This is a genomic window from Streptomyces sp. NPDC058741, assembly GCF_042746715.1.
Classification (GTDB): Bacteria; Actinomycetota; Actinomycetes; order Streptomycetales; family Streptomycetaceae; genus Streptomyces.
This window is the reverse complement of record NZ_JBHYQH010000005.1, coordinates 229,892-249,110: the sequence shown is the minus strand read 5'-3', so window position 1 is coordinate 249,110 and position 19,219 is coordinate 229,892. Positions and strand designations below refer to the sequence as shown.

19 protein-coding genes are annotated in these 19,219 nt (G+C 70.8%); 8 read left to right on the top strand and 11 right to left on the bottom strand.

The window, feature by feature from the left end:
• Window positions 1-147 precede the first annotated feature (147 nt).
• From pta to pyk, 3 genes are all read left to right on the top strand, one after another.
• Window positions 148-2,250, top strand: coding sequence for a phosphate acetyltransferase (gene pta, locus ACFW6P_RS06605; protein ID WP_386352392.1), 2,103 nt, complete (start codon window positions 148-150; stop codon window positions 2,248-2,250).
• On the top strand, window positions 2,247-3,461 hold the full coding sequence (locus ACFW6P_RS06600; RefSeq protein WP_386352389.1) for an acetate kinase: 1,215 nt from the start codon (window positions 2,247-2,249) through the stop codon (window positions 3,459-3,461). The genes pta and ACFW6P_RS06600 overlap by 4 nt, the downstream gene beginning before the upstream one ends.
• 73 nt (window positions 3,462-3,534) lie before the next feature.
• A complete protein-coding gene (pyk, locus tag ACFW6P_RS06595) occupies window positions 3,535-4,959 on the top strand; it encodes a pyruvate kinase (protein ID WP_386352386.1) in 1,425 nt (474 codons plus the stop codon).
• Window positions 4,960-5,057: 98 nt separating this feature from the next.
• Here pyk and ACFW6P_RS06590 read toward each other — a convergent pair whose 3' ends face one another.
• The 4 genes from ACFW6P_RS06590 to ACFW6P_RS06575 all read right to left on the bottom strand — a co-directional run bounded on the left by ACFW6P_RS06590 (window position 5,058) and on the right by ACFW6P_RS06575 (window position 9,324).
• Complete coding sequence (locus ACFW6P_RS06590) at window positions 5,058-6,290, bottom strand: hypothetical protein (protein WP_386352383.1); 1,233 nt, start codon at window positions 6,288-6,290, stop codon at window positions 5,058-5,060.
• 127 nt (window positions 6,291-6,417) lie between these two features.
• Window positions 6,418-6,978, bottom strand: coding sequence for a DUF6114 domain-containing protein (locus tag ACFW6P_RS06585; protein WP_386352380.1), 561 nt, complete (start codon window positions 6,976-6,978; stop codon window positions 6,418-6,420).
• 116 nt (window positions 6,979-7,094) lie between these two features.
• Window positions 7,095-7,727, bottom strand: a complete 633-nt coding sequence (locus tag ACFW6P_RS06580) for a DUF6230 family protein (RefSeq protein WP_386352377.1) — start codon at window positions 7,725-7,727, stop codon at window positions 7,095-7,097.
• A 622-nt stretch (window positions 7,728-8,349) separates the two neighbouring features.
• Window positions 8,350-9,324, bottom strand: a complete 975-nt coding sequence (locus tag ACFW6P_RS06575) for a tetratricopeptide repeat protein (RefSeq protein WP_386352374.1) — start codon at window positions 9,322-9,324, stop codon at window positions 8,350-8,352.
• Between the two features lie 235 nt (window positions 9,325-9,559).
• Between ACFW6P_RS06575 and ACFW6P_RS06570 the strand changes: the two genes are divergently transcribed.
• A complete protein-coding gene (locus ACFW6P_RS06570) occupies window positions 9,560-10,195 on the top strand; it encodes a TetR/AcrR family transcriptional regulator (protein ID WP_386352371.1) in 636 nt (211 codons plus the stop codon).
• A 385-nt stretch (window positions 10,196-10,580) separates the two neighbouring features.
• On the opposite strand, the gene ACFW6P_RS06565 is transcribed toward ACFW6P_RS06570, so the two are convergent.
• The 5 genes from ACFW6P_RS06565 to ACFW6P_RS06545 form a co-directional block, all read right to left on the bottom strand.
• The gene (locus ACFW6P_RS06565; protein ID WP_386352368.1) at window positions 10,581-12,281 is read right to left on the bottom strand and encodes a methylmalonyl-CoA mutase; all 1,701 of its coding nucleotides are present in this window, start codon (window positions 12,279-12,281) and stop codon (window positions 10,581-10,583) included.
• Window positions 12,282-12,356: 75 nt separating this feature from the next.
• Window positions 12,357-12,695: a DUF3817 domain-containing protein gene (locus ACFW6P_RS06560; RefSeq protein ID WP_386352365.1), complete on the bottom strand. Its 339-nt coding sequence runs from the start codon at window positions 12,693-12,695 to the stop codon at window positions 12,357-12,359.
• Window positions 12,696-12,738: 43 nt separating this feature from the next.
• A complete protein-coding gene (locus ACFW6P_RS06555) occupies window positions 12,739-13,248 on the bottom strand; it encodes a MarR family winged helix-turn-helix transcriptional regulator (RefSeq protein WP_386352362.1) in 510 nt (169 codons plus the stop codon).
• An 84-nt stretch (window positions 13,249-13,332) separates the two neighbouring features.
• Window positions 13,333-13,626: an MTH1187 family thiamine-binding protein gene (locus ACFW6P_RS06550; RefSeq protein WP_386352360.1), complete on the bottom strand. Its 294-nt coding sequence runs from the start codon at window positions 13,624-13,626 to the stop codon at window positions 13,333-13,335.
• On the bottom strand, window positions 13,623-13,967 hold the full coding sequence (locus ACFW6P_RS06545) for a DUF3817 domain-containing protein (RefSeq protein ID WP_386352358.1): 345 nt from the start codon (window positions 13,965-13,967) through the stop codon (window positions 13,623-13,625). The genes ACFW6P_RS06550 and ACFW6P_RS06545 overlap by 4 nt, the downstream gene beginning before the upstream one ends.
• A 205-nt stretch (window positions 13,968-14,172) precedes the next feature.
• Between ACFW6P_RS06545 and ACFW6P_RS06540 the strand changes: the two genes are divergently transcribed.
• The 4 genes from ACFW6P_RS06540 to ACFW6P_RS06525 all read left to right on the top strand — a co-directional run bounded on the left by ACFW6P_RS06540 (window position 14,173) and on the right by ACFW6P_RS06525 (window position 16,847).
• The gene (locus tag ACFW6P_RS06540; RefSeq protein WP_386352437.1) at window positions 14,173-14,805 is read left to right on the top strand and encodes an AIM24 family protein; all 633 of its coding nucleotides are present in this window, start codon (window positions 14,173-14,175) and stop codon (window positions 14,803-14,805) included.
• A 1-nt stretch (window position 14,806) separates the two neighbouring features.
• Window positions 14,807-15,457, top strand: coding sequence for an AIM24 family protein (locus ACFW6P_RS06535; protein WP_386352355.1), 651 nt, complete (start codon window positions 14,807-14,809; stop codon window positions 15,455-15,457).
• Window positions 15,454-16,254: an AIM24 family protein gene (locus ACFW6P_RS06530; RefSeq protein ID WP_386352353.1), complete on the top strand. Its 801-nt coding sequence runs from the start codon at window positions 15,454-15,456 to the stop codon at window positions 16,252-16,254. The genes ACFW6P_RS06535 and ACFW6P_RS06530 overlap by 4 nt, the downstream gene beginning before the upstream one ends.
• A gap of 116 nt (window positions 16,255-16,370) precedes the next feature.
• Window positions 16,371-16,847: a MarR family winged helix-turn-helix transcriptional regulator gene (locus tag ACFW6P_RS06525; protein ID WP_386352349.1), complete on the top strand. Its 477-nt coding sequence runs from the start codon at window positions 16,371-16,373 to the stop codon at window positions 16,845-16,847.
• Between the two features lie 184 nt (window positions 16,848-17,031).
• Here ACFW6P_RS06525 and ACFW6P_RS06520 read toward each other — a convergent pair whose 3' ends face one another.
• Both ACFW6P_RS06520 and ACFW6P_RS06515 read right to left on the bottom strand, forming a co-directional pair.
• Window positions 17,032-18,468 (bottom strand): sensor histidine kinase, encoded by a 1,437-nt coding sequence (locus tag ACFW6P_RS06520; RefSeq protein WP_386423049.1) that lies wholly within the window; start codon window positions 18,466-18,468, stop codon window positions 17,032-17,034.
• A complete protein-coding gene (locus tag ACFW6P_RS06515; RefSeq protein WP_386352344.1) occupies window positions 18,465-19,133 on the bottom strand; it encodes a response regulator transcription factor in 669 nt (222 codons plus the stop codon). The genes ACFW6P_RS06520 and ACFW6P_RS06515 overlap by 4 nt, the downstream gene beginning before the upstream one ends.
• Between the last annotated feature and the right edge of the window lie 86 nt (window positions 19,134-19,219).

Genomic DNA, 19,219 nt, shown 5'->3' with positions numbered 1-19,219 from the left:
CTCATAAAGCGTGGGAGGTACTGTCAAGAGGGTTCTGCTCACCTCGGTGGGCGATTTTTGTGCCCTCGACGCCGACACTGTCCTCCACGGACGAGGGCAGAACGCCCCGAGACGAACGAGACGAACGAGATGAAACGGAGAGCGCGCGTGACCCGCAGTGTGTACGTGACCGGCATCGACCGCGGCGACGGCCGCCAGGTGGTCGAACTGGGGGTCATGGAACTCCTCACCCGGCAGGTCGACCGGGTGGGCGTCTTCCGGCCCCTCGTCCACGACGGGCCCGACCGCCTCTTCGAGCTGCTGCGCGCCCGCTACCGCCTCACCCAGGACCCGGCCACCGTCTACGGCATGGACTACCACGAGGCGTCCGCCCTGCAGGCCGAGTCCGGCACCGACGAGCTGGTGTCCACGCTCGTGGACCGCTTCCACCTGGTCGCCCGGGACTACGACGTCGTCCTGGTCCTCGGCACCGACTACGCCGGCACCCAGCTCCCGGACGAACTGTCGCTCAACGCCCGGCTCGCGAACGAGTTCGGCGCCTCCGTGATCCCGGTCGTCGGGGGCCGCGGGCAGAACGTGGAGTCGGTGCTCGCGGAGACGCGCAACGCCTACCGCGCCTACGACACCCTCGGCTGCGACGTCCTGGCCATGGTCACCAACCGGGTCGCCCGCGAGGACCGCGACGAGATCGCCCGCCGGCTCGACTCCCGGCTCCCCGTGCCCTGTTACGTGCTGCCCGACGAGCCGGCCCTGTCCGCGCCGACCGTCTCGCAGATCAGCCACGCCCTCGGCGCCCGGGTGGTGCTCGGCGACGACTCGGGCCTCGCGCGGGACGTGCTCAACTTCGTCTTCGGCGGCGCGATGCTGCCGAACTTCCTGAGCGCCCTCACCCCGGGCTGCCTCGTCGTGACCCCGGGCGACCGCGCCGACCTGGTGGTGGGCGCGCTCGCCGCGCACAGCGCCGGCACCCCGCCGATAGCCGGGGTGCTGCTCACCCTGAACGAGGTGCCGGGCGACGACATCCTGACCCTCGCCGGCCGCCTCGCCCCGGGCACGCCGGTGCTGTCCGTGGCCGGCACCAGCTTCCCCACCGCCGAGCAGCTGTTCTCCCTGGAGGGCAAGCTCAACGCGGCCACCCCGCGCAAGGCGGAGCGGGCCCTCGGCCTGTTCGAGCGGTACGCCGACACCGCCGACCTCGTGCGCCGGGTCTCCGCGCCGAGCAGCGACCGCGTCACGCCGATGATGTTCGAGCACAAGCTGCTGGAGCAGGCCCGATCCGGCCTGCGCCGGGTCGTCCTGCCGGAGGGCACCGAGGAGCGCGTGCTGCACGCGGCGGAGGTGCTGCTGCGCCGGGGCGTGTGCGAGCTGACCCTGCTCGGGCCGGTCGACCAGATCCGCAAGAAGGCCGCCGACCTGGGCGTCGATCTCGGCGAGTCCCAGCTGATCGACCCGGCCACCTCCGAGCTGCGCGACGGCTTCGCCGAGAAGTACGCGGCCCTGCGCGCCCACCGGGGCGTCACCGTCGAGCTGGCCTACGACGTCGTCTCCGACGTGAACTACTTCGGCACGCTGATGGTGCAGGAGGGCCTCGCCGACGGCATGGTGTCGGGCTCGGTGCACTCCACGGCCGCGACCATCCGCCCGGCGTTCGAGATCATCAAGACGAAGCCGGACGCGGGCATCGTCTCGTCGGTGTTCTTCATGTGCCTGGCCGACAAGGTCCTGGTCTACGGCGACTGCGCGGTCAACCCGGACCCGAACGCCGAGCAGCTCGCGGACATCGCCATCCAGTCGGCGACCACGGCCGAGCGGTTCGGCGTGGAGCCGCGCATCGCGATGCTTTCGTACTCCACCGGCACCTCCGGCTCCGGCGCCGACGTCGACAAGGTGCGCGAAGCCACCGAACTGGTCCGCGCGCGCCGGCCCGACCTGAAGATCGAGGGCCCGATCCAGTACGACGCCGCCGTGGAGCCGTCGGTCGCGGCGACCAAGCTGCCCGGCTCGGAGGTCGCCGGGCAGGCCAGCGTGCTGGTCTTCCCCGACCTGAACACCGGCAACAACACCTACAAGGCCGTGCAGCGCTCGGCCGGCGCGATCGCCGTCGGGCCGGTGCTGCAGGGCCTGCGCAAGCCGGTCAACGACCTGTCCCGGGGCGCCCTCGTCCAGGACATCGTCAACACCGTCGCCATCACGGCGATCCAGGCCCAGTCCCCCGCCCCGTCCCCGCGCGAGAAGGCAGCCGCCCAGTGAGCCCGTCCCGTGTCCTCGTCCTCAACTCCGGCTCCTCGTCGGTGAAGTACCAGTTGCTCGACATGCGGGACAGCAGCCGGCTGGCGGTGGGCCTGGTGGAGCGCATCGGCGAGCAGACCTCGCGGCTGCGGCACACCCCGGCGGGCGGCGGGAGCCGGGAGCGCGGCGGGGCGATCGCCGACCACGACGCCGCCCTGAAGGCCGTCGCCGAGGAGCTGGCCAAGGACGGCCTGGGCCTGGACTCGCCCGAACTGGCCGCGATCGGGCACCGGGTGGTGCACGGCGGCAAGTTCTTCACCGAGCCCACGGTGATCGACGACACCGTGCTCGCCGAGATCGAGCGGCTCATCCCGGTGGCGCCGCTGCACAACCCGGCCAACCTCACCGGCATCCGCACCGCGCGGGCGCTGCGGCCGGACCTGCCGCAGGTCGCCGTCTTCGACACCGCCTTCCACACCACGATGCCGGAGTCGGCGGCCCGCTACGCGATCGACGTGAAGACGGCCGACGAGCACCGCGTCCGCCGCTACGGCTTCCACGGCACCTCGCACGCCTACGTCTCCCGGGCCACGGCGAAGCTGCTGGGCAAGGACCCCTCCGCGGTGAACGTGATCGTGCTGCACCTGGGCAACGGGGCGTCCGCGTCGGCCGTGCGGGGCGGACGCTGCGTGGACACCTCCATGGGGCTGACGCCTCTGGAGGGGCTCGTGATGGGTACGCGCTCCGGGGACATGGACCCGGCCGTCATCTTCCATTTGATGCGTGTGGGGGGAATGTCCGCCGACGAGATCGACACTCTTCTCAACAAGAAGAGCGGTCTGATCGGACTGTGCGGCGACAACGACATGAGGGAGATCCGCCGCCGGGTCGACGCGGGCGACGCGCAGGCGCAGCTGGCCTTCGACATCTACATTCACCGCCTGAAGAAGTACATCGGCGCCTATTACGCCGTGCTCGGCCGGGTGGACGCGGTGGCCTTCACCGCCGGTGTCGGCGAGAACGCGGCGCCCGTGCGCGAGGCCGCCATGGCGGGCCTGGAGGAGCTGGGCCTGGCGGTGGACGGCGAGCGCAACGCGGCGCGCGGCGACACCGCACGGCTGATCTCGCCGGACGGCGCCCGGGTCGCCGTGGCGGTGGTACCCACGGACGAGGAAATGGAGATCGCGACACAGACCTACGCGCTGGTAAACGATCCGGGGATTCACACCTGAGCGGCATCCCGCCCTTCTGAATTTTCCACCAGACGGAATATTCCGCTGAGAAACAAACCGATAGGATCGCCCCATGCGCCGTTCGAAAATCGTCTGTACTCTCGGCCCCGCGGTCGACTCCCACGATCAGCTCGTCGCGCTGATCGAAGCCGGCATGAACGTGGCCCGCTTCAACTTCAGCCACGGCTCGCACGCCGAGCACCAGGGCCGGTACGACCGGGTCCGGGCCGCCGCCAAGGAGACCGGCCGGGCCATCGGTGTCCTCGCCGACCTGCAGGGCCCGAAGATCCGACTGGAGACCTTCGCCGAGGGTCCCGTGGAGCTGGTGCGGGGTGACGAGTTCACCATCACCACCGAGGACGTCCCCGGCGACAAGACGATCTGCGGGACCACCTACAAGGGCCTGACCGGCGACGTCTCCCACGGCGACCAGATCCTCATCAACGACGGCAACGTCGAGCTGAAGGTCACCGAGGTCCACGGGCACCGGGTGAAGACGATCGTCATCGAGGGCGGCGTCATCTCCGACCACAAGGGCATCAACCTGCCCGGCGCGGCCGTCAACGTGCCCGCGCTGTCCGAGAAGGACATAGAGGACCTCCGCTTCGCGCTCCGCATGGGCTGCGACCTGGTCGCGCTGTCGTTCGTCCGGGACGCCAAGGACGTCCACGACGTGCACCGCGTGATGGACGAGGAGGGCCGCCGCGTCCCGGTCATCGCCAAGGTGGAGAAGCCGCAGGCGGTGCAGAACATGGAGGACGTCGTGATGGCGTTCGACGGTGTGATGGTCGCCCGCGGTGACCTCGCCGTCGAGTACCCGCTCGAGAAGGTCCCCATGGTGCAGAAGCGCCTCATCGAGCTGTGCCGCCGCAACGCCAAGCCGGTGATCGTGGCGACCCAGATGATGGAGTCGATGATCACCAACTCCCGCCCGACCCGCGCCGAGGCCTCCGACGTGGCCAACGCGATCCTGGACGGGGCCGACGCGGTCATGCTGTCCGCGGAGTCGAGCGTGGGCGCGTACCCGATCGAGACCGTGAAGACGATGTCGAAGATCGTCACCGCGGCCGAGCAGGAGCTGCTGTCCAAGGGCCTGCAGCCGCTGGTCCCGGGCAAGAAGCCGCGCACGCAGGGCGGTTCGGTCGCGCGCGCGGCCTGCGAGATCGCCGACTTCCTCGGCGGCCGGGGCCTGGTGGCCTTCACGCAGTCCGGCGACACCGCCCGCCGTCTGTCCCGCTACCGCGCGCAGCAGCCGATCATCGCCTTCACCACCGACGAGGGCACGCGCAACCAGATGGCGCTGAGCTGGGGCGTGGAGCCGTACGTGGTGCCGTTCGTGAACAGCACCGACGAGATGGTCGAGCTCGTGGAGCAGGAGCTGGTCAAGCTCAACCGCTTCAACGCGGGTGACGTCGTGGTCATCACGGCCGGTTCGCCCCCCGGTGTCCCCGGCACCACCAACATGGTCCGCGTCCACCACCTGGGCGGCTCGAACTGATCCGGACGGGGCCGTGAGGGCCCTGCGACGCCGAGGGCGCCCCCTGGGATCCAGGGGGCGCCCTCGTGTCTGCGGCTCCCGAACGGGCCGGGGCGCGCTCAGTCGGTGATGAAGTTGTGCAGCCCGGGCACGTGCAGCGTCCCGCCGAACTGGCCGGCCTGGGTGACCTTCACGTTGGTGAAGTAGATCAGCGGGATGTTCAGGGGCGGCGGGTGCTCCGGGTCGAAGGTGATCGGGATCAGCCCGAGCAGGTTGCCGGAGATGCTCTCCGTGTACATCACCGTGTCACCGTCGCGGATCGTGGACGTCGAGCCCTTGGCCGCCTGCACGTGGTAGGTCTTGCCGGACTGCTTGTCCTTGACCGTCTGGTGCAGGTCGCCGATGTCGGTGCCGCCGGAGATGACGTACTTCAGCACCTTCTTGACCGAGCCGTCGGCGGTCCGCACCTCGACGACGCCCTTGTAGTCGGCGCCCTTCAGCGTCAGCGAGCTAGCGTCGAGGTACCACGGGTCGTCGGGCAGCGGCACCGTGTTGTCGACGCCGCCCTCGGCGTCGGTGGCGGCCGGGCAGTCCTCGGGGTCCGTGCTGGCGCTCGGGGACGGGCTGGGCGAGGCCGTGGCCTTCTCCGCCGTCTCCTCCACCGCCTTCCCGGCGGCCCCGGTGGTACCCTCGACCGCCTTGCCGGTGTCCTCGGCCGCCCCGGACGCCTTGTCGGCGGTGTCCTCGACGGTGTCCCGGACCGTGCCGGTGACCTGGTCGGTCGTCTCCCTCACGGTGTCGCCGGCGTCCTCGGCGGCCCTCCCGGTGCCGTCGCCGCTCCCGGTGGGCGAGGCGGACGGGGTCGGGCCGGCGCTCTCGTCGGCGTCCTTGCCGCCGTCGAAGAGGCCGCCGATGGCGTCGCCGATGCCCTCCAGCAGGCCGCCGCCGCTCTCCGAGGGCGACGGGGACGGGGTGGCCGTGTCGTCGCCGGTGGCCGGCTCACTCGTGGACGGGGCGGGTTCGGCCTCGGGCTCGTCCTTGTCGCCGGAACCTGAATCCGGCGAGGAGGAAGCGCCACGGTTCGCCTCCGGGCCGCCCGAGGGGGACGGAGCCGGGGTCGGTTCGCCCTGGTCGTCCTTCCCGTCCGTCGCGTCCTCGCTCGCCGACGGGGACGGCGTGGGCGAGGGGGACTCGTCGTCCTCGGCGTCCTTGCCGGAGTCCTCCAGCGCCGCCACGCAGTCCTTGTACTGGTCGGCCGTCAGGCTCTTCGCGGCCGGAGTCGCCGGGTTGGTGCTGTCGGCGATGGCGAGCGTCGACGTGAAGCCCATGCCCATGAGCACCGCGGTCGGCATCGCCGCCATGGCCATCGCCTTGCCGGTCGGCCTGCTGAACCTGGTGAACAGCGGCTTCTTGGGTGCCGCGTGACGCGGCCCGGTTCTCCCACGGGTCGCTTCCACATCAGCCCCGTGGGTCACCTCGTCAGCCGGCACTGTGCCTCCCGTTCGCCCCGTTGGCCGGGTTCGTTCCTGACAGATCGTTCGACTCGTCCGCCTGGTCCACGGGCCGCAGGGCCGCGGTGCCGTCCACGACTGCGGGAGCCTCGCCCGTCCCTGTGGCGGCGTGACCCGCGGGCTTCCCCTGGGACTTCGGGCCGGGCGCCCAGGACACGGCCATCGCCCCGCCCACGAGCGCGAGGAGGAAGCCGACGAGGAAGCCGCCGAGGTTGGACACGGGAATGGACACCAGCGCCAGCAGGATGGCCGCGACTCCCGCGAAGACGCGGACGTGCTTCTGGAACCAGAGGCTGACACCCAGTACGACGAGCAGCACGCCGATGATCAGGGACCCGGCACCCGCGGTGGTCGCCATCGCCAGCGTCAGGTGACCGATCTGGAGGTTCGCGTACGGGAAGTAGGCGATGGGCAACCCGCTGAGCAGGACGAACAGTCCGGCCCAGAACGGCCGCGTACCCCGCCAGGCGCGGAACTGCTGCCTCCGGAGGGTGAACTGGCCGGTGGCGGCAGGAGTCTCGGCGCTCATGAAAACAGCTCCCTGGTACGGCGTTGCTGTGGTGGTGATGTGGGCCGCGCGTGAAGGCGCGGCCGGAAGGGGGACGGGCGGGGGCGCCACCGGCTCCCCCGCCCGCCGGGGGGTGCTTAGTAGCACTCCTTGACACCGGTCGACAGCGACATCTTCAGGCCGCTGAGCGCGAAGGTTCCGGCGGTGGTCGCCCATGCCGTCTGCTTCACGTCGGTCAGGGTCGCCCGGTCGGCCTGCTGGGCGAAGCCGTACGGGTTGGCCGACTCGCCCTTCCTCATGGCCGGACCCTTGGTGGCGTCCTTGGCGGCCACACCGATGTCGATGTTCTCGAACGTGGCGTCGGCCTCGAGCTCGGCGACATCGATGTAGAGGTTCTTGGCCTTGACCGGCGTGTCACCCTGGCCGGCCCGCAGGATCAGGCTGACGTTGCCGATCACCGGGATGTTCGGGGTGACGACCGACTGGCACAGGTTGTCGATCGTCGCCGACTTGAACGACGAGACCGCGACCGGGTGAGCGGCCTTCTTGCCGTCCAGCGTGTATCCCTCGTCGAGGGCGCCGTACTGCGAGAAGCCCTCACCGACGAGCTTGTCGGTCGTGACCTTGAACGACTGGCCGGAGACGCTGAACGAAGCGGCGAGAGCGCCCTGCCCGAGGGCGACACCTATCGCAGCCGTGGCGGCGACGCTGGGCACCATGACCACAGCGAACCGCTTCCATCTGGTCCCGCCACGCACCTGGGACTCCATATTTCCTCCTTCTCGGACGTACATCTCCTGTCCTGGCTCGCCCCGAGTCGTGGCTCAGCCGGGCAGGGATGGGAGAAGTGCTACGTCCTCGGGAAGGAGAGCGCCCGCGCTCGGCAGCGCAACTCGCGCCCCAATCACCGGCGTTCACCCCCGAGCGACAACCACTGGTCGCGCCTGACACGCATCACGCACAACCCTGCTGGACAGGCTTCGCCCGATGGGCGAAGACCCCCCTGTCCAAGAGCCGGCGTCACTGCCGCCGGCTCTGCTCGGTGGGGACCCAGGACGTCCCGCGACCCAACCGGCTGCCGGGGTACGGGATTGGACCGAGCGTGGCCGATCGTGGTGCATTCTCGCCGCCCGCACAAGGGGGTTCGTTACTCGCTAGTAACGGCCGGATAACCGAACACCGGCCCATCGGCCCCGGTCGGCGACTGAGGGTGGCGCCGGGCGGAGGTACAAAACTGTTGATCGATGGACAGAATCCGACACATCAACGCCCTGGGCTTACTGGCAGTAATAGCGGCCGCGATTACCAAGATTTGGTAAAGCGCGGCCGCGACGAAGCCCCGTCGGCGAATCCTTCACGCGGGCACCACATGCCCGCGTGTTTAACGACTGGTCAGAACAGGGCGCGTGCCAGGGCCCTGCGCGCCCCGATCACCCGCGGATCCTCGGGACCCACGACCTCGAACAGCTCCAGCAGCCGCTTGCGCACGGCGTCCCGGTCGTCCCCCGCCGTGCGCTGCACGGTCTCGATCAGCCGGCCGAAGGCGTCCTCGACGTGGCCGCCCACCAGATCCAGGTCGGCGGCGGCGATCTGCGCCTGGACGTCTGCCGGCTTCTCGGCCGCCTCCCTGCGCACCCGCTGCGGGTCGGCGCCCTGCACCCGCTGGAGCAACTCGGCCTGGCCGAGGCCCAGTTTGGCCTCCTCGTTGCCCGGGTCCTCGCTCAGCACGTTCTTGTACGCCTGGACGGCACCGCCGAGGTCGCCCGAGTCCAGCGCCTGTACGGCGGCCTCCAGCAGCGCGTCGTACGGGCCGGCCGCCCGCTCGGGGGCCGCCGGGGCGCCGCCCGGCTCGGCCTCGGGGTCGACGGTGAGACCGGTCAGGCCGAAGCGCTGCTCGGCGACCTGCACCAACTGGTCGAGGGTCTGCCGGATCTGCTCCTCACCGGCGGCCCCCTGGAAGAGCGGCAGCGCCTGCCCCGCGACGACCGCGAACACCGCCGGGATTCCCTGGATGCCGAACTGCTGCATCAGCATCTGGTTGGCGTCGACGTCGATCTTGGCGAGCAGGAAGCGGCCGTTGTACTCGACGGCCAGCCGCTCCAGGACCGGGCTCAGCTGCTTGCAGGGCTGACACCACTCGGCCCAGAAGTCGATGACGACGGGCACTTCGGCGGACCGCTGCAGGACGTCCCGCTCGAACCCCGCCTCGTCGACGTCGATGACGAGATCGGCCGGGGAGATCGCCCCCGGCCCGCCCTCGCGGGCTGCTTGGGCGCGCGCCTGCTCCGCCTTGGCCTTGGCCTCCTGGGCCGCCTTCACCGCGGCGAGGTCGACGACTCCGCTCATGGACATGTTCCGTGGCTGCATGCGTCTATCCTCCCCTGTACTGCGCGCGCGTGTGAAAACCGGTGGGAAAGCCGGGCCGGTCGAGTGTCTCAGGGCGCCGGGTCCCCACCCCGCGCCGGTGTGCGGCGGCCCGTGTACGTCCCTCACGAGCTTTCGCTACGAGTCGTAGCGTAATGCCATGCGGCCCCCCGGCGACAGTGTCCCCCGGTGATCTCTCTCACGGGCCGCACGGGAACCGTCGGTCTATGGTCATGCCATGCAGAGCCGCAGCCCAGCCAGTCGCACCGGGCGTCCGCGCAGCGCAGCGGCGGACGCCGCGATCCTGGCCGCGACGCGACAGGCTCTGGTCGAGCTGGGCTGGTCCAGGCTCGCCCTCGGGGACGTCGCGACCCGCGCGGGGGTTGCGAAGACCACCCTCTACCGTCGCTGGTCGGGCAAGAACGAACTGGTCGTCGACGCGGTGGCGGAACTCTTCGACACGCTGGAACTGCCCGACCGCGGCTCCCTGGCCGCCGACATCGAGGGCGTGGTCCTGCAGTTCGCCGCGATCCTCGCCCTGCCGGAAGCGAGAAGCGGCCTGATGGCGGTGGTGGCGGAGGCCGCCCGCGACGAGGCCCTGCGGGAACGCATCCGCACCTCGGTCGTCGACCCCCAGAAGCGCCTGGTGATCCAGGGCCGCGCGAGGGCCCAGGCCCGGGGCGAGCTCCCCCCCGAACCGGATCCCGAGTCCGCCGCCCGCACGGTGGACCTCATCTTCGACGTGGTCGCCGGCGCCGTGGTCCACCGCACGCTGGTCAGCGGGGAACCGGTGGACGAGGAGTGGGTGCGCGGCTTCACCGTGGTCCTGCTCCGGGGCCTGACGGGGCAGGCCGCACACCCGGTCGAAGGCTGAGGCCGGTCCCGCCGGCAGGCCCGGTCGCCCTCGCCCCGGCCCGCCGTAGCGCGACGCGCTCGGGAGGGAAGCCGCCGATGCCAGGTCCCGCAGGGCCGCCCGGACCCGTCACCGGCCCCGCGCCGGCGAGCGTCCACGGAGAAGAGGTGGGGTGCCGCGCCCGCGACCCGGCGCCCTCGCGCCGTCCGCGATCGCGGGACCGCCGGAGGGGCGGTCGACGTCCGCGGCGACGGCGCGCGCCTGCCCCTCACCGGCTCCTGTCACGGACTGAACGTCCAGGGGGAGGTGGCAGGCCCCGAGCCGCGGCGGGCGGGGCACGGAATCCCCCGCAGGCCGTGGCCTGAGCCGCGGCGGCGGGGGCGCGGGCCCCCGCCGCGGGCGGATCTCAGAACCCGGCGGGCTCCGTGTAGACCCCCCACTCGTCGCGCAGCACCCCGCAGATCTCGCCGAGCGTGGCCTCCGCGCGGACCGCGTCCAGCATCGGCCCGATCATGTTGGCGCCGCTGCGGGCGGCTGCCAGCATGGCGTCGAGGGCGCGGCGCACGGCGGCGTCGTCGCGGGCCGCCTTGCGGTCGGCCAGCACGCGCACCTGCTCGCGCTCCACCTCGTGGCTGACCCGCAGGATCTCCAGGTCACCGGTGACCGACCCGGTGTGGACGTTGACGCCGACGACCCTCTTGTCGCCCTTCTCCAGCGACTGCTGGTAGCGGAACGCGGACTCCGCGATCTCCCCGGTGAACCAGCCGTCCTCGATGCCCCGCAGGATGCCCGAGGTGATCGGCCCGATCGGGTGCCGCCCGTCGGGGTGGGCCCGCAGGCCCCGCTCCTTGATCTGCTCGAAGATCTTCTCCGCGTCGGCCTCGATGCGGTCCGTGAGCTGCTCGACGTACCAGGAGCCGCCCAGCGGGTCGGCGACGTTGGCGACGCCGGTCTCCTCCATCAGCACCTGCTGGGTGCGCAGCGCGATCTCCGCCGCCTGCTCGCTGGGCAGGGCGAGGGTCTCGTCCAGGGCGTTGGTGTGCAGCGAGTTCGTCCCGCCGAGCACCGCCGCCAGGGCCTCCACGGCCGTGCGCACGACGTTGTTGTACGGCTGCTGCGCGGTGAGCGAGACGCCGGCGGTCTGGGTGTGGAAGCGCAGCCACTGGGCCTTCTCGGACGTCGCGCCGTAGACGTCGCGCATCCAGCGGGCCCAGATCCGGCGGGCGGCGCGGAACTTGGCGATCTCCTCGAAGAAGTCGACGTGGGCGTCGAAGAAGAAGGACAGGCCGGGCGCGAAGACGTCCACGTCCAGGCCGCGCGACAGGCCCAGCTCCACGTACCCGAAGCCGTCGGCGAGGGTGTACGCCAGCTCCTGCGCGGCCGTCGCCCCGGCCTCGCGGATGTGGTAGCCGGAGACGGACAGCGGCTTGTAGGCGGGGATGCCGGCCGCGCAGTGCTCCATCAGGTCGCCGATGAGCCGCAGGTGCGGCTCGGGCTGGAAGAGCCACTCCTTCTGCGCGATGTACTCCTTGAAGATGTCCGTCTGGAGCGTGCCGTTGAGCACGGACGGGTCGACGCCCTGCCGTTCGGCGGCGACCAGGTACATGCAGAAGACGGGGACGGCGGGGCCGCTGATGGTCATCGACGTCGTGACGTCGCCGAGCGGGATGTCCTCGAACAGGACCTCCATGTCGGCCGCGGAGTCGATGGCGACCCCGCAGTGCCCGACCTCGCCCAGCGAGCGGGCGTCGTCGGAGTCGCGGCCCATGAGCGTCGGCATGTCGAAGGCGACCGAGAGCCCGCCTCCGCCGTTGCGCAGGATCATCTTGTAGCGCTCGTTGGTCTGCTCGGCGTTGCCGAACCCGGCGAACTGCCGGATGGTCCACGTCCGCCCCCGGTAGCCGGTCGCGTACAGACCGCGGGTGTAGGGGTACTCCCCGGGCCAGCCGATGCGCTCGAACCCGTCGTACCTGTCACCGGGCCGGGGCCCGTACACCGGCTCCACGGCGTCTCCGGAGAGCGTGGTGAAGTCGGCCTCGCGCTTGCGCGCGGCATCGTAGCGGGCCTGCCAGCGGCGGCGGCCTTCTTCTATGGCGTCAGCGTCCATACCCTCGAATTTACTAGGACGTCCAAGTAAATGTCGATGGGAGACCGCCGTACGTTCGTCCGTACGGCGGTGCCGTTACGCCTTGACCGGTGCCGGGGAGCCGTCCGTGAGCCGGGGCTCCAGCTCGTGGCTGATCCTGCGCTCCACGAAGAACGCGGCCGTCGGGACGGTCCCGGCAAGCAGCACCCACAGCTGCTTGGCCACCGGCCACTTGGCCTTGGAGCCCAGGTCGAAGGCGAAGATCAGGTAGACCACGTACAGCCAGCCGTGCGCGATGCTGACGACGCGCGTGAAGTCCGACGCGCCGTTCAGGTCGAGCACATACTTGCCGATCATGCCGAGGGTCAGCAGGACCAGCAGCACGCCGGTGACGTAGGCCATCACGCGATAGCGGGTCAGCACGCTCTTCTTCATGCCGTCGAGCGTAACGACCCGTTCCGGGGGATCTCGCCCCGGGTCACTCCTCCTCGAAGTCCCCCGCGGCGACGCGCAGCGGCCGCAGCATGGCGAAGATCTCGGCGCACTCCTCGGCGTCGTAGGCACCGAGCCCGAAGTCCATCGCCATCAGGTCCCGGGTGGCCGACTCGACCACCTCGCGGCCCTTGTCGGTGATGCTGGCGAGGGTGCCGCGCCCGTCGTTGGGGTTGGGCCGCTTGGCCACCAGGCCCGACCTCACCAGCCGGTCGACCGTGTTCGTCACGGACGTGGGATGCACCATGAGCCGCTCGCCGATCTTGGACATCGGCAGTTCACCGGACTTGGAGAAGGTGAGCAGCACCAGCGCCTCGTAGCGGGCGAACGTCAGCCCGTACGGCTTGACCACCGCGTCGACCTCGGCGAGCAGGATCTGCTGGGCGCGCATGATCGAGGTGATCGCGGCCATGGACGGCACATTTCCCCAGCGCTGCTTCCAGCGTTCGTCGGCGCGCGCGATCGGATCGAAGGAGAGACTGAGCGGCTTCGGCACGGACCCGACCCTACCGGCCGGTCACATGGTGGTCAGCCCTGTCTCGCACTTCGGTCGGACACGTGGATCCGCACGACTGCCGTGCTACCCGGCCAGATGCCGCTCCACCGTCTCCACCTTGGAGGTCAGCCCGTCCGTCACCCCGGGGCGGATGTCCGCCTTGAGGACGAGGGAGACCCGGGGCGCCCGCCGCTCGACGGCGGCGACCGCGCGCCGGACGACGTCCATGACCTCGTCCCACTCGCCTTCCACGGACGTGAACATCGCGTCCGTGCGGTTCGGCAGCCCGGACTCGCGCACCACCCGCACGGCGTCGGCGACGTAGTCCCCCACGTCCTCGCCGACCCCCAGCGGTGTCACGGAGAACGCGACGATCATGCCTGCACCGCGCCCTCGCCGCGGGCCCGGGAGGCGATGACGGCGTCCTCGGCCTCACGCCGCAGCCGCCGCTCGGCGTAGAAGCCGCCCGCCGGGAGCACCGAGAGCACGAAGTACAGCGCCGCGGTCTGCAGCGGCCACTTCGCCCGGATCCACGCGTCGGCCCAGAAGAGCACGTAGAGGACGAACAGGAAGCCGTGCACCGCTCCCATGACCGGCACGGCGTTGAAGTCCGTGGTCCGCTTCAGCACCGAGCAGACGAGCAGGAGGAGGAAGGAGATCGCCTCGGGGGCCGAGACCAGGCGGAGGCGGCGGAGGGCGGTGGCGGTCTTGAGGTCCACGGGTCACCTTCGGTGGGACAGACGCGGTGGTCTGCGGGTCGGAACGGTCAGTGCGGTCGGACGGCTTGTGAACGCACGCACAAGCGTCCCGCCCATTGTGGCAAACCGCCGCGAGGGCTCCGGACCGGGGTCGCGTCAGGGTCGGTCTCCCCCCACGGGACCTGTCCGTGATGCCCTGCCTGCGGCTACCTTCCCCTACGTGGCGATGTTCCGACTTCAGAGCAGCAAGGTGCTCGCCGTCGACATGACCGGAGACGCCGTCAAGGCGAAGAACGGCTCCATGGTCGCGTACGACGGCGAGATGGCCTTCAGGAAGCTCAGCGGCGGCGGCGAGGGCATACGTGGCATGGTGACCCGCCGGCTGACCGGTGAGCAGATGACGTTGATGGAGGTGAAGGGGCGGGGGACCTGCTGGTTCGCCGACCGGGCCTCCGAGATCAACCTGGTCAGCGTGCAGGGCGACCGGCTTTACGTGGAGTCGAGCAATCTGCTCGCGACCGACGGGGGGCTGCGCACCGGCACGGAGTTCACGGGCCTGCGCGGCGCCTCACAGGGCAACGGGCTGTTCACGACGACCGTCGAGGGCCACGGCCAGGCGGCGATCATGTCGGACGGGCCGGCGGTGGTGCTGCGGGTCAGCCCGCAGTACCCGCTGACCGTCGACCCGGGGGCGTACGTGGCGCACCAGGGGAACCTGCGGCAGTCCTTCCAGTCCGGTGTGACGTTCCGCACGCTGCTCGGGGAGGGCGGCGGCGAGGCCTTCCAGATGCGGTTCGAGGGGGACGGGCTGGTGTACGTGCAGCCGAGCGAGCGCAACACGATCGCGGGAGACGTGTGACATGGCCTTCCGGGAGATCAACTCGAAGATGGTCGAGGCGACGGTCGCGCCGGGGCAGCGGCTGTTCAGTCAGCGCGGCGCGATGCTCGCCTACAAGGGCGAGGTGTCCTTCACGCCCAGCATGGCGGGCGGCCAGGGCGGCCTCATGTCGATGATCGGCCGCCGGGTGGCGAACGAGGACACGCCGCTGATGACCGTCGAGGGCAGCGGCACGGTCCTGTTCGGGCACGGCGGGCACCACGTCCAGGTGATCCGCCTCACGGGCGACACGCTCCACGTCGAGGCGGACCGCCTCCTGGCCTTCGAGGGCACGCTCCAGCAGGGCACGATGTTCCTCGGCTCGCAGGGCGGCGTCATGGGCATGGTGCGCGGACAGGTGAGCGGCCAGGGGCTGTTCACGACCACCCTGAAGGGGCACGGGGCCGTCGCGGTCATGGCGCACGGCGGTGTCATCGAGGTCCCGATCAGCCCGCAGCGGCCGGTGCACGTGGACCCGCAGGCCTACGTCGCCCACCACGGCGACGTCCGCAACAAGCTGTCCGCCGCCCTGGGCTGGCGGGACATGGTGGGCCGCGGCTCGGGCGAGGCGTTCCAGCTGGAGCTCAGCGGCAGCGGTGCGGTGTACGTCCAGGCGTCGGAGGAGAAGCTGTGAGCACCTACGGAACCCCGGGCGCCGGCCCCGCGGTCTTCGACCCGGCGACGCTGCCGTCCGACGACAACGTCAATCCCTACACCTTCTGCGTGGAGCTCAAGGGGAGCCAGTGGTTCCTGCAGAAGGGGAAGATGATCGCCTACTACGGCTCGATCGACTTCAACGGCGTCGGGCACGGCCGGCTGGACCGTCTCGTGCGCACATCGTTCCATTCGCCTCTGCACGCGAGCGACTGGGTCGTGGCGGAGGGCTCGGGCAGGATGCTCCTCGCCGACCGGGCCTTCGACGTGAACTCGTACGACCTCGAGGACGGCAACCTGACCATTCGCTCCGGCAATCTGCTTGCTTTTCAGCCAACTCTGTCGCTGAAGCAGTCCATCGTGCCGGGTTTCCTGACGCTCATCGGAACAGGAAAGTTCGTGGCCGCGTCCAACGGCCCCGTGGTGTTCATGGAACCCCCCATCCGGGTCGACCCGCAGGCCCTGGTCGGCTGGGCGGACTGCCCCTCCCCGTGCCACCACTACGACCACGGGTACATGACCGGCGTCATGGGCGGTCTACGTGCACTGACGGGCCTCGGAGGGGCTTCCGGCGAGGAGCACCAATTCGAGTTCGTGGGCGCCGGCACGGTGCTGCTGCAGTCCTCCGAGACGCTGATGGCCGAGCAGACGACGGGGGCCGTTCCGCAGCAGGCCGGCGTCCCCGGCGGCGGGGCGCACACCCCCCAGACGGGCCAGCCGGGGGTACCGCGCCTTCCCGGACAGCTGGGGGACCTCCAGCGTCGCTTCGGGCTGTGAGCGGTAGTCTGCGGAGTGTGACATCGAACGCCTGAGCACCACTGATCGGCAGGTGCGCGACGCCACACACAACCCCTCACTAGTTCGCCTTTCAACCTTTTAGGTAGACTTCATTCATGGAGACCGAAACGGCCACCCGCTGGCTGACGGACGCGGAGCAGTGCGCATGGCGCACCCACCTGGAGGTCAACAAGCTGTTGACGTACCAGCTCGAAAAGGATCTGCAGCCGTTCGGCCTGACAATGAACGACTACGAGATCCTGGTGAATCTCTCCGAGTCCGATGACCAGCGGATGCGGATGAGCGACCTGGCCTACGCCACCCTGCAGTCCAAGAGCCGGCTCTCCCACCAGATCACGCGCATGGAGAAGGCGAACCTGGTCCGGCGGGAGAACTGCGAGTCCGACCGACGCGGGCTCTACGCGGTCCTCACCGACCACGGCATGACGACGATGCAGAAGGTCGCGCCCCACCACGTGGCGTCCGTACGCAGGCACTTCATCGACCTGCTGTCCCCCGAGGCCCTGACGGAGCTCGACAAGGCCCTCAAGCCCATCGCGGAGCACCTGCGCGGCCAGCACGGGCGCCCCTAGAGGGCCTGTCGTGTGGATCAGGTCGCAGGAATCGGACCGTGCTGGTCAACGCCGGTGAGCGGGGTCTGGTGCGTGCAGCTGCAAGGCGGAGGAGGGAGTCGACGCGGAGCGTCGGCGACTGACGACAACGCGGTAGATGCGCGTGCCAGACCCCGCGTCTGCGGGCTGATCCACACGACAGGCCCTAGGTCCGCGCGGGGCCGCCTGGGGTCTTCACCAGCGGCAGGCGGAGCTCGAACCGGGCTCCGCCCGCGGGACCCTGCCCGACCGTGAGGGTGCCTCCGTGCCGCACGGCGACGTCCCTGGCGATGGCCAGGCCCAGCCCGGCACCGCCGTCGTCGCGGCTGCGGGCGGCGTCGAGCCGCACGAACCGTTCGAAGATCCGCTCCCGGTCGGCCTCGGGCACCCCCTCCCCGTCGTCTCCCACGCCGACCACGGCCCGGTCCTCCTCCCGGCGCACCGTCACGGTGACCGCCGAGCGGGCGTGCCGCTGGGCGTTGTCGAGCAGATTGGCGAGCACGCGCCCCAGTTGCCCACGGGATCCGGCCACCTCCACCGGCTCGGCGTCCACCGTCACCCCGGGGCGCCCCTCCGCCTCCTCCCGGGCCAGTCCGGCCAGGTCGACCCGCGCGTCCGCGGGCCGCTCCCCCGCGTCCAGCCGGGCGAGCAGCAGCAGATCGGCGGCCAGCCGCTGGAGCCGTACGGTGTCCTCGACGGCCCCGTCGAGGTCCAGCAGCTCGGGATGGGCGGCGGCCACCTCCAGCTGGGTGCGCAGCGAGGCGATCGGGCTGCGCAGTTCGTGGGACGCGTCGGCGACGAAGCGCCGCTGCCGCTCCACGGACGTCTCCAGCGCCGCGAGGGTCTCGTTGGTGGTGCTGGCGAGCCGGGCGATCTCGTCGTGCGTGTCCGGCTCCGGGACGCGCCGCGCCAGGTCCTCCGACCGGGTGATCGCGGCCATCTCGCGCCGGATGCCCTCCACGGGCCGCAGGGCCCGCCGGGTGACCAGCCAGGTCACCCCCGCGACGACGGCGAGCAGCAGCGGGAACCCGATCAGCATCACCGTCAGGGCGGTCCGCACGGCCCCGTGCTCGGCGGCCAGCGGCGCCCCGGCGAAGACCGTGAGCTGCCCCCGGTCCCTCGTCTCCACCTCCACGGCGGCGAACCGGTAGTCCTCGGTGTCCCCGTCGGCCGTCGCCGACCCGTTCGTGAAGACGCTCTCCCCGGAGATCTCCCCGGGTTCGAGACGCTCACCCGAGTCGTCGTCGCCGGAGTCGACGTCACCGTCCGCCGTCGCGGCCGGCTGCGGCTCCACCCGCGCGCTGTCGGTGCCGCTGATCCGCTCCAGGTCCTCGCTGACGGCGACCAGCCGCCCTTCCTCGTCGAGGACCTGCACCGGCCCGAGGTCCCCGTCCAGCGCGGACAGCCTGCCGTACGGCGTGCCCGCGGCCAGTTCGGAGGCGACCGCCCGGGCGGAGCGCTCGGCCTGCGTTCCGGCCTCGCCCATCAGGTTCGACCGCAGGGACAGCAGCACAGCGGCCCCGGCGGCGACGAGCGCCACCGCGACCACGAGGGTGGCGCCGAGCGTGGCCCGTGCCCGGACGGACCCGAACAGCCGCCTCACGGCGCGGTCTCCAGCCGGTACCCGGCCCCGCGCACGGTCCGGATCAGCGCCGGACGCAGCTTGCGCCGCAGGGTGCTGACGTAGACCTCGACGATGTTGGGATCACCCTCGTACGCGAAGTCCCAGACGTGCTCCAGGATCTCGGACTTCGACACCACCTCGCCGGCCCGGAGCACGAGCTGCTCCAGCACGGAGAACTCCTTGGCGGTGAGGGCGATCTCGTCCTCACCCAGGAACACCCGCCGGGCGGCCGTGTCGACCTTGAGGTCCCCGTGCACATGCACCGGCGACGCCCCGGCGCCCTGTCCGCGCCGACGCAGCAGCGCCTTGATCCGGGCCACGAGCACGACGTACGAGAACGGCTTGGTCAGATAGTCGTCCGCGCCCGTGTCGAGCCCCTCGGCCTCGTCGTACTCGCCGTCCTTGGCGGTCAGCATCAGGATCGGCACGTCGTGCCCGGCGGCGCGCAGGGCGGCACAGACCCGGTAGCCGTTGAGGCCGGGCAGCATGAGGTCGAGGACGACCAGGTCGTAGGTGCCCTCGGTGGCCCGGTGGAGTCCCTCCCGTCCGTCGTGGACGACGTCCACGGCGTACCCCTCGGCCGTCAGGCCCCTGGCGAGCGACCGGGCCAGCCGCTTCTCGTCCTCCACGATCAACAGGCGCATGGGTCAAGAGTGACAAAGGCAACCTGAAGATCCCTTCAGCGGCTTTCTGTCTCCTCTCAGCCTCCCTCGTCCAGAGTCGAAGTCGT